General features: G+C 72.1%; 14 protein-coding genes. 4 read left to right on the top strand and 10 right to left on the bottom strand.

Annotation, left to right across the window (positions count from 1 at the left end):
* Positions 1 to 58: 58 nt before the first annotated feature.
* Positions 59 to 1,537 (top strand): AlkA N-terminal domain-containing protein, encoded by a 1,479-nt coding sequence (locus IE251_RS15595; protein ID WP_189753544.1) that lies wholly within the window; start codon positions 59 to 61, stop codon positions 1,535 to 1,537.
* A 75-nt stretch (positions 1,538 to 1,612) separates the two neighbouring features.
* Complete coding sequence (locus IE251_RS15600; protein ID WP_189753545.1) at positions 1,613 to 2,095, top strand: methylated-DNA--[protein]-cysteine S-methyltransferase; 483 nt, start codon at positions 1,613 to 1,615, stop codon at positions 2,093 to 2,095.
* 15 nt (positions 2,096 to 2,110) lie between these two features.
* Here the strand turns inward: IE251_RS15600 and IE251_RS15605 are convergent, their stop codons facing one another.
* Positions 2,111 to 2,848 carry an SIR2 family NAD-dependent protein deacylase gene (locus tag IE251_RS15605; protein WP_189753546.1) on the bottom strand — a complete coding sequence of 246 codons (738 nt, stop codon included), beginning with the start codon at positions 2,846 to 2,848 and terminating at the stop codon, positions 2,111 to 2,113.
* Positions 2,849 to 2,952: 104 nt separating this feature from the next.
* On the opposite strand from IE251_RS15605, the gene IE251_RS15610 reads away from it, so the two are divergent.
* Positions 2,953 to 3,153, top strand: a complete 201-nt coding sequence (locus tag IE251_RS15610) for a type II toxin-antitoxin system VapB family antitoxin (protein ID WP_189753547.1) — start codon at positions 2,953 to 2,955, stop codon at positions 3,151 to 3,153.
* A gap of 65 nt (positions 3,154 to 3,218) precedes the next feature.
* On the opposite strand, the gene IE251_RS15615 is transcribed toward IE251_RS15610, so the two are convergent.
* Positions 3,219 to 3,713 (bottom strand): NUDIX domain-containing protein, encoded by a 495-nt coding sequence (locus IE251_RS15615; protein WP_189753548.1) that lies wholly within the window; start codon positions 3,711 to 3,713, stop codon positions 3,219 to 3,221.
* 27 nt (positions 3,714 to 3,740) lie between these two features.
* Entirely contained in the window at positions 3,741 to 4,814 is a 1,074-nt protein-coding gene (locus IE251_RS15620) for an ADP-ribosylglycohydrolase family protein (RefSeq protein ID WP_189753549.1), read from the bottom strand.
* Between the two features lie 161 nt (positions 4,815 to 4,975).
* Here IE251_RS15620 and IE251_RS15625 point away from each other — a divergent pair, with 161 nt between their 5' ends.
* A complete protein-coding gene (locus IE251_RS15625) occupies positions 4,976 to 6,112 on the top strand; it encodes a glycerate kinase (RefSeq protein WP_229896783.1) in 1,137 nt (378 codons plus the stop codon).
* A 495-nt stretch (positions 6,113 to 6,607) separates the two neighbouring features.
* Here the strand turns inward: IE251_RS15625 and pssA are convergent, their stop codons facing one another.
* The 7 genes from pssA to ccrA all read right to left on the bottom strand — a co-directional run.
* Positions 6,608 to 7,426, bottom strand: a complete 819-nt coding sequence (gene pssA / locus IE251_RS15630; RefSeq protein ID WP_189753700.1) for a CDP-diacylglycerol--serine O-phosphatidyltransferase — start codon at positions 7,424 to 7,426, stop codon at positions 6,608 to 6,610.
* A 22-nt stretch (positions 7,427 to 7,448) separates the two neighbouring features.
* On the bottom strand, positions 7,449 to 8,099 hold the full coding sequence (locus tag IE251_RS15635) for a phosphatidylserine decarboxylase (protein ID WP_189753550.1): 651 nt from the start codon (positions 8,097 to 8,099) through the stop codon (positions 7,449 to 7,451).
* Positions 8,100 to 8,268: 169 nt separating this feature from the next.
* Positions 8,269 to 9,474: an acyl-CoA dehydrogenase family protein gene (locus IE251_RS15640; RefSeq protein ID WP_189753551.1), complete on the bottom strand. Its 1,206-nt coding sequence runs from the start codon at positions 9,472 to 9,474 to the stop codon at positions 8,269 to 8,271.
* 3 nt (positions 9,475 to 9,477) lie between these two features.
* A complete protein-coding gene (locus IE251_RS15645; protein WP_189753701.1) occupies positions 9,478 to 9,990 on the bottom strand; it encodes a MaoC family dehydratase in 513 nt (170 codons plus the stop codon).
* Between the two features lie 5 nt (positions 9,991 to 9,995).
* Positions 9,996 to 10,958 carry an HpcH/HpaI aldolase/citrate lyase family protein gene (locus tag IE251_RS15650; RefSeq protein ID WP_189753552.1) on the bottom strand — a complete coding sequence of 321 codons (963 nt, stop codon included), beginning with the start codon at positions 10,956 to 10,958 and terminating at the stop codon, positions 9,996 to 9,998.
* The gene (locus IE251_RS15655) at positions 10,955 to 12,982 is read right to left on the bottom strand and encodes an ethylmalonyl-CoA mutase (RefSeq protein WP_189753553.1); all 2,028 of its coding nucleotides are present in this window, start codon (positions 12,980 to 12,982) and stop codon (positions 10,955 to 10,957) included. The genes IE251_RS15650 and IE251_RS15655 overlap by 4 nt, the downstream gene beginning before the upstream one ends.
* Positions 12,983 to 12,999: 17 nt before the next feature.
* Positions 13,000 to 13,785, bottom strand: a 786-nt coding sequence (gene ccrA / locus IE251_RS15660; protein ID WP_189753554.1) for a crotonyl-CoA carboxylase/reductase, incomplete at its 5' end; no start/stop codon positions are given.

Raw genomic sequence — 13,785 nt, forward strand, 5'->3', positions numbered from 1 at the left:
CAGGTTGATGTCGGTTTCCCGCCAGCACACGGGGCGGGAGGTGTTCGATGCTGAAGGCATGCGAACAGGCACTCACCTCGACCGGGAGCACTGCGTACGCGCGGTGCGCTCCAAGGACGCGCGGTTCGACGGATGGTTCTTCACGGCCGTCCTGACCACCCGCATCTACTGCCGCCCGAGCTGCCCGGTCGTGCCGCCCAAGCCGGAGAACATGACGTTCTACCCGAGCGCCGCCGCCTGCCAGCAGGCCGGGTTCCGGGCCTGCAAACGCTGCCGCCCCGACACCAGCCCCGGCTCCCCGGAGTGGAACCTGCGCGCCGACCTGGTCGCCCGCGCCATGCGGCTGATCGCCGACGGCGTCGTCGACCGCGAGGGCGTCCCCGGACTCGCCGCCCGGCTCGGCTACAGCACCCGCCAGGTGGAGCGGCAACTGCTCGCCGAACTGGGCGCCGGCCCCCTCGCGCTCGCCCGCGCCCAGCGCGCCCAGACGGCTCGGCTGCTCATCGAGACCACCGCGCTGCCCATGGCCGAGATCGCGTTCGCGGCCGGTTTCTCCTCGGTCCGTTCGTTCAACGACACCGTCCGCGAGGTCTTCGCCCTGTCCCCGAGCGAGCTGCGCGCCCGGGTGCCCGCGAGCGGCGCCGGCACCCCCGGCGTGCTCACCCTGCGGCTGCCGTTCCGCGCCCCGCTCAACCCGTCCAACCTCTTCGGCCACCTCGCCGCCACCGCCGTACCCGGCGTGGAGGAGTGGCGGGACGGCGCCTACCGCCGCACGCTGCGGCTGCCCTACGGCCACGGCATCGCCGCCCTCACCCCCCGCCCCGACCACATCGCCTGCCGGCTCACCCTGAGCGACCTGCGCGACCTGACCGTGGCCATCAGCCGCTGCCGCCGCCTGCTCGACCTGGACGCCGACCCGGTCGCCGTCGACGAGCGGCTGTGCGCCGATCCGCTGCTCGCCCCGCTGGTCGAGAGCGGCCCGGGCCGCCGGGTGCCGCGCACGGTCGACGAGGCCGAGTTCGCCGTCCGCGCCGTGCTCGGCCAGCAGGTGTCCACCGCCGCCGCCCGCACCCACGCGGCCCGCCTGGTCACCGCGCACGGCAAACCCCTGGACGACCCCGAGGGCGGCCTCACCCACCTCTTCCCCTCGGCCGAGGCGCTGGCCTCCGTGGACCCCGAGTCCCTGGCCATGCCCCGCACCCGGCGCACCACCTTCACCACCCTGGTCCGGCTGCTCGCCGACGGCGGGGTGCGCCTGGGCGTGGACACCGACTGGGCCGAGGCCCGCGCCCGGCTGCTCGCGCTGCCCGGCATCGGGCCGTGGACGGCCGACGTCATCGCCATGCGCGCCCTCGGCGACCCCGACGCGTTCCTCCCGACCGACCTCGGCATCCGGCGCGCCGCCGGGAAACTGGGCCTGCCGTCCAGCCCGCCCGCGCTCACCGCCCGCGCGGAGGGCTGGCGGCCCTGGCGGGCGTACGCGGTGCAGTACCTGTGGGCGACCGACAGCCATCCGGTCAACTTCCTGCCCGCGTAAGACTCCCGGACCCACCCTGGGACCAGGCCCCGCCACCCGGACACCGCACCCGAGCACCCGTACGAGGACCCCGCCATGAAGCAGCACACCGTCATCGACAGCCCCTACGGCCCGCTCACCCTCGTCGCCGACGACGGCGTGCTGTGCGGCCTGTACATGGCCGGCCAGCGCCACCGCCCGCCCGAGGAGACCTTCGGCACCCCCGACGACACCCCGTTCGCCGAGGCAGGGGAACAGCTCGCGGCCTACTTCGCGGGCGAGCTGAAGGAGTTCACCGTGCCACTCCGGCTGCACGGCACCCCGTTCCAGCGCCGGGTCTGGGAACAGCTCACCCGCATCCCGTACGGCGAGACCCGCTCCTACGGCCGGCTCGCCGACGCCCTCGGCAATCCGAAGGCCTCCCGCGCCGTCGGCCTCGCCAACGGCAGGAACCCCGTGGGCATCATCGTGCCCTGCCACCGGGTGATCGGCGCGGGCGGCGACCTCACCGGCTACGGCGGCGGCCTGGACCGCAAGCGCCGCCTGCTGGACTTCGAACGCGGAACGGCCCTGTTCTGACCGCCCGCCCGGGCCCTACGCGCCGCCCTCCGCCGCCAGCCGGGCCAGCAGGGCGGGCAGCGCGGTGCCGATCGGTTCGCGGATCACCTCGTCGGCCCGGTCGTCGTACGGCGTCGGCTCGGCGTTGACGACGACGAGCCGGGCGCCGTGGTCGGCGGCGACCCCGGCCAGCCCGGCGGCGGGCTGCACCTGGAGGCTGCTGCCGACGGCGATGAACACCTGGCAGGCCTTGGCGATGGCCGCGGCCTCGCCGAGGACCACGGGATCCAGCCGCTCGCCGAACATCACCGTCGCCGGCTTCAGGATGCCGCCGCACTCCAGGCACGGCGGGTCCGGCTCGCCCGCCGCCACCCGGGCCAGCGCGTCCTCCATCGGCCCCCGGACGTGGCACCGGGTGCAGACCACCGCGCGGGCGCTGCCGTGCAGTTCGAGGACCTTGCGGGCGGGCAGGCCGGCGAGCTGGTGCAGCCCGTCCACGTTCTGGGTGAGGACCCGGACCGGGACCCCGGACCGCTCCAGTCCGGCGACGGCCCGGTGCGCCGCGTTCGGCCGGGCCCCGAGCGCGCCGCTGTCGCGCCGCATCAGCCAGGACCGGCGCCGGATCTCCGCGTCCGCCATGTAGTACTCGTACGTGACCAGCTTCTCGGCCTCCGGATCGCGCCGCCACAGCCCGTTCGGCCCGCGGTAGTCGGGGATGCCGGAGTCGGTGGAGATACCGGCCCCGCTGAGCAGGGCGACGAGAGGCTTGGCCATGCCCCCGAGGGTAGGGCGCACCCGCGGGCCGCCGCGAACGGATAAGCGGGGCGGGCCCGGCGGAAGGCTCCCGGAACGCGGAACTCCGGTGCTAGCGTCCCCGCATGGCCAAGGTGACTGTCTCGCTCGACGCCCAGCTCGTCGTGGAGGTCATGGTGCTCGCGGGGGTGGGCAGCCCGCAGGACGCCGTGGAACTCGTGGTCCGGGACTACATCGAGCGCGGGCACCGCACCGAGGCCCGGGCCGCCGCCCGGGACGAGGCGCTGCGCGAGGTGGACGCCCGGCCCCGCGACCAGGAGGGCTGAACGCCGGCCGGAGGGCCGAGCGCCGGGCGGAGGGCTGGGTGCCGGCCGGCGGGCCGAACCGCCGGTCAGGCCACCCGACGGCCGTTCTCCAGCTCTGCCGTGCCGCCGCCCTCCGCCAGCACGTCCAGGGCGGTCAGCACCCGGCGGCCCAGCGCGTCCGGCAGATACCCCGTCAGCTCCTCGCGGCCCACCAGGCGCCAGGACAGCAGCTCCTCCTCCTGGAGCCGGATGGACTCCAGCTCGGCCCCGGTGAGCACACCGCCGTCGTACAGGTACGCCACCAGCGGCGGCCGGCCCACACCGTGCACCCAGTCCACCGCGAGCAGCCGGCCCAGCGGGCGGTCCAGCCCGATCTCCTCCAGCGTCTCCCGGCGGGCGCCCTGGCGCGGCGTCTCCCCGGTGTCCGACTCGATGGTCCCGCCCGGCAGCGCCCAGCCCTCGCGGTAGTTGGGCTCCACGAGCAGCACCCGGCCCCCGGCGTCCCGGAAGAGCGCGGCGGCCCCGGCGAGGACCCGGGGCAGACCCGCGATGTACGCGGCGAAGTCAGCAGTGGTGGTCATCGGGACAGGGTAACCAGCCACCCCGCCCTACGAACCCGTCGTCGCCAGGCGCAGGGTGCGTTCGGCCAGCGCACTGATCCGTACGCCGTCGAAACCGAACACCGCGCTGCGCACCGTGTCCCGCAGCGGCTCCCGCCACTGCGCCGGAATGGCCCGCGCCCCGGTGCGCACCCCGGCCACCGAGCCGGCCGTCGCCCCGTTGGAGTCGGTGTCCAGGCCGCCGCGCACGGTCAGCGCGAGGGTCCGGGTGAAGTCGCCCTCGCCGTACAGCAGCCCGGCGGTGAGGACCGCGGCGTTGGGGACGGTGTGGATCCAGCCGAGCCCGGCGGTCTCCTCGGCCACCGTGGCCAGGGTCTGCTCCCAGGGCAGCCGGGCCTCGTGCAGGCTCGCCACCCGCCGTACCGTCCGGGCCAGGCGGCTGCCCGCCGGTACGACCCCGAGCGCGGTCTCCAGCGCGTCCCGGACGGTCGGGGCGGTGAAGGAGGCCGCGATCAGCGCGGCGGCCCACATGGCACCGTAGACACCGTTGCCGGTGTGCGAGAGCACCGCGTCCCGGCGGGCCAGATGGGCGGCCCGGACGGGATCGCCGGGGCAGGTCCAGCCGAAGACGTCGGCGCGGATCAGCGCGCCGATCCACTCCTGGTACGGGTTGTCGTACGTCGCCGTCAGCGGCGGTTTCAGCCCGCTCGCCAGGTTCCGGTACGCGGCCCGCTCCGCCGTGAACGTCTGCAGGTACGGCAGTCTGAGCAGCCACAGATCGCCGACCTGCTCGGTGCTGAAACCGAACCCGTGGGTCTCCAGCAGGTGCAGGCCGAGGATCGCGTAGTCCACGTCGTCGTCCCGGCAGCTGCCGTCGATCCGGCCGCGCACACAGCACCGCCACTCCGGGCGCAGCGCGGCGGCCTCCGCCGGGTCGGCCGGCTCGGGCAGATAGTCGGTCAGCGGCAGGGCGGCGGCCCGGCGCAGATAGCGGTCGATCCGGTCGCGGGTCCACACCTCGCCCTGCTCGACCGGCTTGCCGAGCATGTTGCCCGCGATCCGGCCGAGCCAGCCGCCGTGCAGCCGGTCGGCGAGGTCCGGGGCGGTGCGCTGGGTGCTCATGGCAGCGGGGTACCCACTTCCGCCCGCTCCGCGCGGCCTTCCAGGGTTCGGGCGGGGCATGACGGCGGGGGTGTCCTGCGGTTATCGTCACAGCGGCGCGACTGGCCCCGCCGTGCGCGGGGCCCGGAGAGCAAGGGGAAGACAAGGTGGCGGACGCTGCAGTGAACGAGACCCGTCGGGTGCTCATCGCCGCGGACAAGTTCAAGGGCTCGCTGACGGCCGTGCAGGTCGCCGAGCGGGTGACGGCCGGGCTGCGCCGGGTCGTGCCGGACCTGGCGGTCGAGGCGCTGCCCGTGGCCGACGGCGGCGACGGGACCGTGGACGCGGCGGTCGCGGCCGGCTTCGAACGCCGCGAGGTCCGGGTGGCGGGGCCGCTCGGCGAGGAGGTGACGGCCGCGTTCGCGCTGCGCGACGGCACCGCGGTCGTGGAGATGGCCGAGGCGAGCGGTCTGCAACGGCTGCCGGCCGGGGTCTTCGCGCCCCTGACGGCCTCCACGTACGGCTCCGGGGAGCTGCTGCGGGCCGCGCTGGACGCGGGCGCGCGGACCATCGTGTTCGGCGTCGGCGGCAGCGCCACGACGGACGGCGGCGCGGGCATGCTGTCCGCGCTGGGCGCGCGGTTCCTCACCGAGACGGGCGAGCCGGTGGCCCCGGGCGGCGGCGGACTGGCCGGCCTGGCCCGCGCCGACCTCTCCGGCCTGGACCCGCGGCTGTCCTCGGTCGAGCTGGTGCTGGCCAGCGACGTCGACAACCCGCTGACCGGGCCGAAGGGCGCGCCCGCCGTCTACGGCCCGCAGAAGGGGGCCTCGCCGGACGACGTGGAGACGCTGGACGCGGCGCTGGCCCACTTCGCGAAGGTGCTGGAGGCCGAGGTGGGCCCGCGGGCCGCCGAGTACGCGGCGGCCCCCGGCGCGGGCGCGGCGGGCGGCATCGGCTACGGGGCGCTGCTCCTGGGCGCCCGGTTCCGCGCCGGCATCGAGGTCATGCTGGACGTCCTGGGCTTCGCACCCGCCCTGGAACGGGCGTCCCTGGTGATCACCGGCGAGGGCTCGCTGGACGAGCAGACGCTGCACGGGAAGGCGCCGGCCGGGGTGGCCGCGGCGGCGCGGGCCGCGGGCAAGCCCGTGGTGGCGGTGTGCGGCCGGCTCGCCCTGCCGGAGGAGGCGTTGCGGCGGGCCGGTATCTCGGAGGCGTACCCCCTGACCTCGGTCGAGCCGGACGTCGCCAAGTGCATCGCGGACGCCGGCCCGATCCTGGAGCGGCTCGCCGTCCGCCTGGCCGAGGCCCACTTGGGCTGACCCCCTGGGGGCTCCGCCCCCAGCCCCCCGGCCTTCGCCCACCCACCACCCGACTCGGCAGGCGGAGAGGCGACCGCCCACCCCACGGCGGGTCCACTCACCCCGACCGAGGCCGGCTCGGGCCGACCTCCTGGGGGCTCCGCCCCCAGCCCCCCGGCCCTTCGCCCACCCACCACCCGCCTCGGCAGGCGGAGAGGCGACCGCCCACCCCACGGCGAGCCCACTCACCCCGACCGAGGCCGGCCTTTGCCCACCCACCACCCGTCTCGGCAGGCCGAGAGGCGACCGACCGGACCACGACCCGAGCCCTCGCCCCGTTGCGGCCCGAGCCCTCGTCCCCGCCGCGGCGGTAGCCGTGTGGGCGCGTTTCGGCTTACCGAGACGGGTGGGCGGGTGGGCAAAGACGGGGGTCTGGGGGCGGAGCCCCCAGGGGCCGGGCACAAGCGAGGGGCCCCCTACCCGACCCGGGTAGGGGGCCCCTCGTCAAAAGCGCCGCTACGGCAACTGCGCTGCCCGCGCCTCACGCCGGTTGTCGCGGAAGTTGTTCACCCGCCGCGCCGTGGCGAACAGCGGAATCACCGCGCCCATCACGAGCTGCAGCGCGCAGCCCGTCTGCAGCAGCAGCTGACCGCTCGGCGCGTCGAAGGCCCACGCGGCCAGCAGCCCCATCGACAGCACGATCCAGCAGAGCATCGCCCCGGCCAGCCGGCCCCGCGGCTTCGGGTACTCCACCCGGCTCACCATCAGCCACGCCGTCCCCAGGATCGCCAGCAGCGTCGCCACGAACGGCAGCTCCAGCAGCACGATGGAGACGACGGTCAGCGCGCCGAACGGCGAGGGCATGCCCTGGAACATGCCGTCCTTCATCGTCACGCAGCTGAACCGGGCCAGTCTGAGCACCACGGCCAGCAGCACCACGATCGCGCCCACCGCCGCCACCCGCTGGTGCGCGTCGTCGGCGACCATGCCGTAGACGAGCACGAAGTACGCGGGCGCGAGGCCGAAGCTGATCAGGTCCGACAGGTTGTCCAGCTCCGCGCCCATCGGCGACGAGCGCAGCTTGCGCGCCACGAGCCCGTCGAACAGGTCGAAGACCGCCGCGCAGAGCATCAGGATGACCGCCGTGGCCGCGCTGTGGCGGGCCATACCGGACTCCTGGCTGCCGGTGAGGTGCGGGATCAGGATGCCGGTGGTGGTGAAGTACACCGCCATGAAGCCGCACGTGGCGTTGCCCAGCGTGAGCGTGTCCGCTATCGACAGCCGCAGAGAGAGGGGCATCTCCTCCTCTTCGTCCACCTCGTCGGCCTCGGGCACCCAGCCCGCCTGGGTCTCCGGATCAATCACGGTCAATGCGAGTCACCCCAGCCACGGTCTTCTGTCCGACCTCGACCGCGACCTCCACGCCCTCGGGCAGGTAGAGGTCGACACGCGAGCCGAAGCGGATCAGACCGATACGGTCGCCCTGCTCGACCTTCGTGCCCTCGGGGACGTAGGGCACGATGCGACGGGCCACCGCGCCGGCGATCTGGATCATCTCGATGTCGCCGAGTTCGGTGTCGAAATGCCAGACTACGCGCTCGTTGTTCTCGCTCTCCTTGTTGAAAGCCGGAACAAAGCCGCCGGGGATGTGCTCGACGGACGTCACGGTGCCCGCGAGGGGCGCGCGGTTGACGTGGACGTTGAGCGGGCTCATGAAGATCGCGACGCGGGTGCGCCCGTCCTTCCACGGCATGATGCTCTGCACCACGCCGTCGGCGGGCGAGATGACCCGGCCCTCGGCGATCTCGCGCTCGGGGTCGCGGAAGAACCACAGCATGCCCGCGGCGAGCGCGGTGGCGGGCACGGCGACGGCCCTGGCCGCGCCGGAGCGGCGGGCCCGGACCAGGCTGACGGCTGCGGTGGCGACGGTCGGGAGGAGCCACGGCGATGCTCCGCGCGCGAGGCGTGCGCCTACCAGGCTGTCGCGGTGTGCAGAGGAGTGGGGCATGGATGACCTTCGTAGCGGATGATGCCGCGCTCTGACGGGGGACGGCGGCTTTCCCGGATCGTACCGGGCGCGGCCCACAACTGGGCAAGCCAGGAAGCCGAGTCGGCGGCTGAAGAACGCCTACGGGGTGTGATCTTCTTCTCGAAGAAAACACCCCGTAACCGGACAATCAGCCCTGGAATCGATACTCTTCGAGCAGTCTGCGGCCGATGATCATTTTCTGGATCTCGGCGGTACCTTCACCGATGAGCAGCATCGGAGCCTCCCGGTACAGGCGCTCGATCTCGTACTCCTTGGAGAAGCCGTAGCCGCCGTGGATCCGGAAGGCGTCCTCCACGACCTCCTTGCAGTACTCGGAGGCCAGGTACTTCGCCATGCCGGCCTCCAGGTCGTTTCGCTCCCCGGAGTCCTTTTTGCGGGCCGCGTTGACCATCATCGCATGCGCGGCCTCGACCTTGGTGGCCATCTCCGCCAGCTTGAACTGAATGGCCTGGTGCTGGGCGATCGGCTTGCCGAAAGTGTGACGTTGCTGGGCGTACCGGACGCCCAGCTCGAAGGCGCGCTGGGCGACGCCGCAGCCGCGCGCCGCCACGTTGACCCGGCCGACCTCCACGCCGTCCATCATTTGGTAAAAACCTCGGCCGGTGACCCCGCCGAGCACCCGGTCGGCCGGAACGCGCAGGCCGTCCATGATCAGCTCGGTGGTGTCGACGCCCTTGTAGCCCATCTTCTCGATCTTGCCGGGGATGGTCAGGCCGGGGCGGACCTCGCCGAAGCCCGGCTCCTTCTCGACCAGGAAGGTGGTCATCGACCTGTGCGGGGCGGTGCCCTCGGGGTGTCCTTCGTCACTGCGGACCAGCACGGCCACGAGCGAGGAGGTGCCGCCGTTCGTCAGCCACATCTTCTGGCCGGTCAGGACGTACTCGTCGCCGTCCCGGACCGCCTTGGACGTGATCGCCGACACATCCGAGCCCAGGCCCGGCTCCGACATCGAGAAGGCGCCCCGGATCTCGCCGGCCGCCATCCTCGGCAGGAAGTGGTCCTTCTGCTCCTGCGTCCCGTGCTGCTTGAGCATGTACGCGACGATGAAGTGGGTGTTGATGATGCCGGACACCGACATCCAGCCACGGGCGATCTCCTCCACGCACAGCGCGTAGGTGAGCAGCGACTCGCCCAGGCCTCCGTACTCCTCGGGGATCATCAGACCGAACAGGCCGAGTTCCTTGAGGCCGTCCACGATCGCTTGCGGGTACTCGTCGCGGTGCTCCAGCTCCGTCGCGACGGGGATGATCTCCTTGTCGACAAAGTCACGGACCGTCGAGAGGATCTCCTGCTGGACGTCGGTCAGACCGGCGGTCTGGGCGAGACGGGCCATGGCTTACTTCTCCTGCTGCTTCGGCTCGGGGCGGCCCGGCTGCTCGCCGCCGCGCTCCTTGATGTACGTCTCGGTGGGCACCATCACCTTGCGGCGGAAGACGCACACCAGGGTGCCGTCCTGCTTGTAGCCCTTGGTCTCGACGTGCACGATCCCGCGGTCGTTCTTCGACTTCGAGGGCCACTTGTCCAGCACGGTCGTCTCGCCGTAGATCGTGTCGCCGTGGAAGGTCGGCGCCACGTGCCTGAGCGACTCGATCTCCAGGTTGGCGATGGCCTTGCCGGAGACGTCCGGGACGGACATGCCGAGCAGCAGGGAGTACACGTAGTTCCCGACCACCACGTTCTTGCCGAAGTCGGTCGTCCGCTCGGCGTAGTTGGCGTCCATGTGGAGCGGGTGGTGGTTCATGGTGAGCAGACAGAACAGGTGGTCGTCGTACTCCGTGACCGTCTTGCCCGGCCAGTGCTTGTACACCGCGCCGACCTCGAACTCCTCGTAGGTGCGTCCGAACTGCATCGCGCTCACGCCTCCGGGATCTCGAAGGTGCTGGTGCGCCGCATCCCGGCGGCGCGCCCCTTGCCCGCGACGACCAGGGCCATCTTGCGGCTGGCCTCGTCGATCATCTCGTCCCCGAGCATCGCGGAGCCCTTCTTGCCGCCCGCCTCGGAGGTGTAGTACTCGTACGCGTCCAGGATCAGCTCGGCGTGGTCGTAGTCCTCCTGGGAGGGCGAGAACACCTCGTTGGCGGCGTCGACCTGGCCCGGGTGCAGCACCCACTTGCCGTCGAAGCCGAGCGCGGCGGCCCGGCCGGCCACCTCGCGGAAGCCGTCGACGTTGCGGATCTGGAGGTAGGGGCCGTCGATCGCCTGGAGGTCGTTGGCGCGGGCGGCCATCAGGATCTTCATCAGGATGTAGTGGTAGGCGTCCGCCGGGTAGCCGGGCGGCTGCTCGCCCACGACGAGCGACTTCATGTTGATCGACGCCATGAAGTCGGCGGGGCCGAAGATGATCGTCTCGATCCGCGGCGAGGCCTGCGCGATCTCGTTGACGTTGTTCAGACCGGCCGCGTTCTCGATCTGCGCCTCGATGCCGATCCGGCCGACCTCGAAGCCCATCGTCTTCTCGATCTGGGTCAGCAGCAGGTCCAGCGCCACCACCTGCTGGGCGTTCTGCACCTTGGGCAGCATGATGCAGTCCAGGTTGGGACCGGCGCCCTCGACCACCGTGACCACGTCCCGGTAGGTCCACTCGGTCGTCCAGTCGTTGACCCGGACCACCCGGGTCTTGCCCGTCCAGTCGCCCTCGTTGAGGAACTTGACGATGGTGTGCCGCGCCTCGGGCTTGGCGAGCGGCGCGCACGCGTCCTCCAGGTCCAGGAAGACCTGGTCCGCCGGGAGGCCCTGCGCCTTCTCCAGGAAGCGCGGGTTGCTGCCCGGTACGGCCAGGCAGGAGCGCCGGGGACGAAGGCGGTTGACCGTTGTCATGCGGGGACCTCCAGGGGGTCGAGCTTGTTCGCTTTCCGGATCTCGTCCACGATGCGGCCGATGATCCCGGTGATGTCGAAGTCCTTCGGGGTGAACACCGCGGCCACTCCGGCGGCCCTGAGCTGTTCGGCGTCACCGCTGGGGATGATGCCACCCGCGATCACGGGTATATCTGTGGCACCGGCCACACGCAGCCGCCCGAGCACGTCCGGGACCAGCTGGGCGTGCGAGCCGGACAGGATCGACAGGCCGACCGCGTGGACGTCCTCGGCGAGGGCCGCGTCCACGATCTGCTCCGGGGTGAGCCTGATCCCCTGGTAGACCACCTCGAAGCCGGCGTCCCGGGCGCGCACGGCGATCTGCTCGGCGCCGTTGGAGTGCCCGTCCAGGCCGGGCTTGCCCACCAGGAACCGCAGTTTGCCGACGCCCAGCTCACGGGCGGTGGCCTCGACCCGGGCGCGCACGTCGGCGAGCGCCGAACCGGCCTCGGCGGGGACGGCCACCGGCGCGGAGGACACCCCGGTGGGCGCCCGGTACTCGCCGAACACCTCGCGCAGGGCGGCGGCCCACTCGCCGGTGGTCACCCCGGCGCGGGCGCACTCCAGGGTGGCCTCCATCAGGTTCTCGGTGCCCTTGGCGGCCTCCTTCAGCCGCTCCAGCGCCTTGCACGGGCGCGGGTGGTTGAACGGCGGCTGGTAGCGGGTGTCCCGCCAGTGGCGCAGGGCCTCGACGACCCGGGCCTCGACCGCCGGGTCCACCGTCTGGATCGCGGTGTCCAGGTCGGCCGTGAGCGGGTTCGGCTCGGTGCCCTCGAAGATGTTGACGCCGACGATCTTCTCCTCGCCGGACTCGATCCGGGCCCGGCGCTCGGCGTGCGCGGCGACCAGCTGCGACTTCAGGTAGCCGGACTCCACGGCGGCCATGGCGCCGCCCATCTCCTGGATACGGTCCATCTCGGCGAGGGCGTCCGCGACCAGCCGGCCCACCTTCGCCTCGACCACCTTCGAGCCCTCGAAGATGTCGTCGTACTCCAGCAGATCGCTCTCGTAGGCGAGCACCTGCTGGATGCGCAGGCTCCACTGCTGGTCCCAGGGGCGGGGCAGGCCCAGGGCCTCGTTCCAGGCGGGCAGCTGCACGGCACGCGCGCGGGCGTCCTTCGACAGGGTCACCGCCAGCATCTCCAGCACGATCCGCTGGACGTTGTTCTCCGGCTGCGCCTCGGTCAGCCCGAGGGAGTTGACCTGGACGCCGTAGCGGAAGCGGCGCTGCTTCGGGTCCTCGATGCCGTACCGCTCGCGGGTGACCTTGTCCCAGATGCGGCCGAACGCCCGCATCTTGCACATCTCCTCGATGAAGCGGACGCCCGCGTTCACGAAGAAGGAGATCCGCGCCACCACGTCGCCCATGCGCTCCGGCGGCACCTGGCCGGAGTCGCGCACGGCGTCCAGGACGGCGATCGCGGTGGACATCGCGTACGCGATCTCCTGCACCGGCGTGGCTCCCGCCTCCTGGAGGTGGTAGCTGCAGATGTTGATCGGGTTCCACTTCGGGATGTGGGAGACCGTGTACGCGATCATGTCCGTCGTCAGCCGGAGGGAGGGCCCCGGCGGGAACACATGGGTGCCCCGGGACAGGTACTCCTTGACAATGTCGTTCTGGGTCGTGCCCTGGAGCCGGGTGATGTCCGCGCCCTGCTCCTCGGCGACGACCTGGTAGAGCGCCAGCAGCCACATGGCGGTGGCGTTGATCGTCATCGAGGTGTTCATCTGCTCCAGCGGGATGTCCTGGAACAGCCGGCGCATGTCGCCCAGGTGCGCGACGGGCACGCCCACCCGGCCGACCTCGCCGCGGGCGAGGATGTGGTCGGGGTCGTAGCCGGTCTGGGTGGGCAGGTCGAACGCCACCGACAGACCGGTCTGGCCCTTGGCGAGATTGCGCCGGTACAGCTCGTTGGACGCCTGTGCCGTGGAGTGGCCGGCGTACGTGCGCATCAGCCACGGCCGGTCCTTCTGACGCTCAGTCATCTATGACCTCGGGTGTCTCAGACGTTCCGGAAGCGGTTGATGGCGTCGATGTGCTGGTCGCGCAGCTCCGGATCGCGCACGCCGAGGCCTTCCTCGGGCGCCAGGCACAGGACGCCGACCTTGCCCTGGTGCAGGTTGCGGTGGACGTCGTAGGCGGCCTGGCCGGTGTCCTCCAGGGAGTACGTCTTCGACAGGGTGGGGTGGATCTTGCCCTTGGCGATGAGGCGGTTGGCCTCGTAGGCCTCGCGGTAGTTGGCGAAGTGCGAGCCGATGATCCGCTTCAGGGACATCCACAGGTAGCGGTTGTCGTACTCGTGCATGTAGCCCGAGGTCGAGGCGCAGGTGGTGATGGTGCCGCCCTTGCGGGTGACGTAGACCGAGGCGCCGAAGGTCTCGCGGCCGGGGTGCTCGAAGACGATGTCGATGTCCTCGCCGCCGGTGAGTTCGCGGATGCGCTTGCCGAAGCGCTTCCACTCCTTGGGGTCCTGGGTGTGCTCGTCCTTCCAGAACCTGTAGCCCTCGGCGCTGCGGTCGATGATCGCCGTGGCGCCCATCTTCCGGCAGATCTCCGCCTTCTGGGGCGAGGAGACGACGCAGATCGGGTTGGCGCCGCCGGCGAGCGCGAACTGCGTGGCGTAACTGCCGAGTCCGCCGCTCGCACCCCAGATCAGGACGTTGTCGCCCTGCTTCATCGCGGCACCGTTGCGGGAGACCAGCTGGCGGTAGGCGGTGGAGTTCACCAGGCCCGGGGCCGCGGCCTCCTCCCAGGTGAGGTGCTTCGGCTTCGGCATCAGCTGGTTCGT

The sequence above is a fragment of the Streptomyces eurythermus genome (genome assembly GCF_014649115.1).
Taxonomy (GTDB): Bacteria; Actinomycetota; Actinomycetes; order Streptomycetales; family Streptomycetaceae; genus Streptomyces; species Streptomyces eurythermus.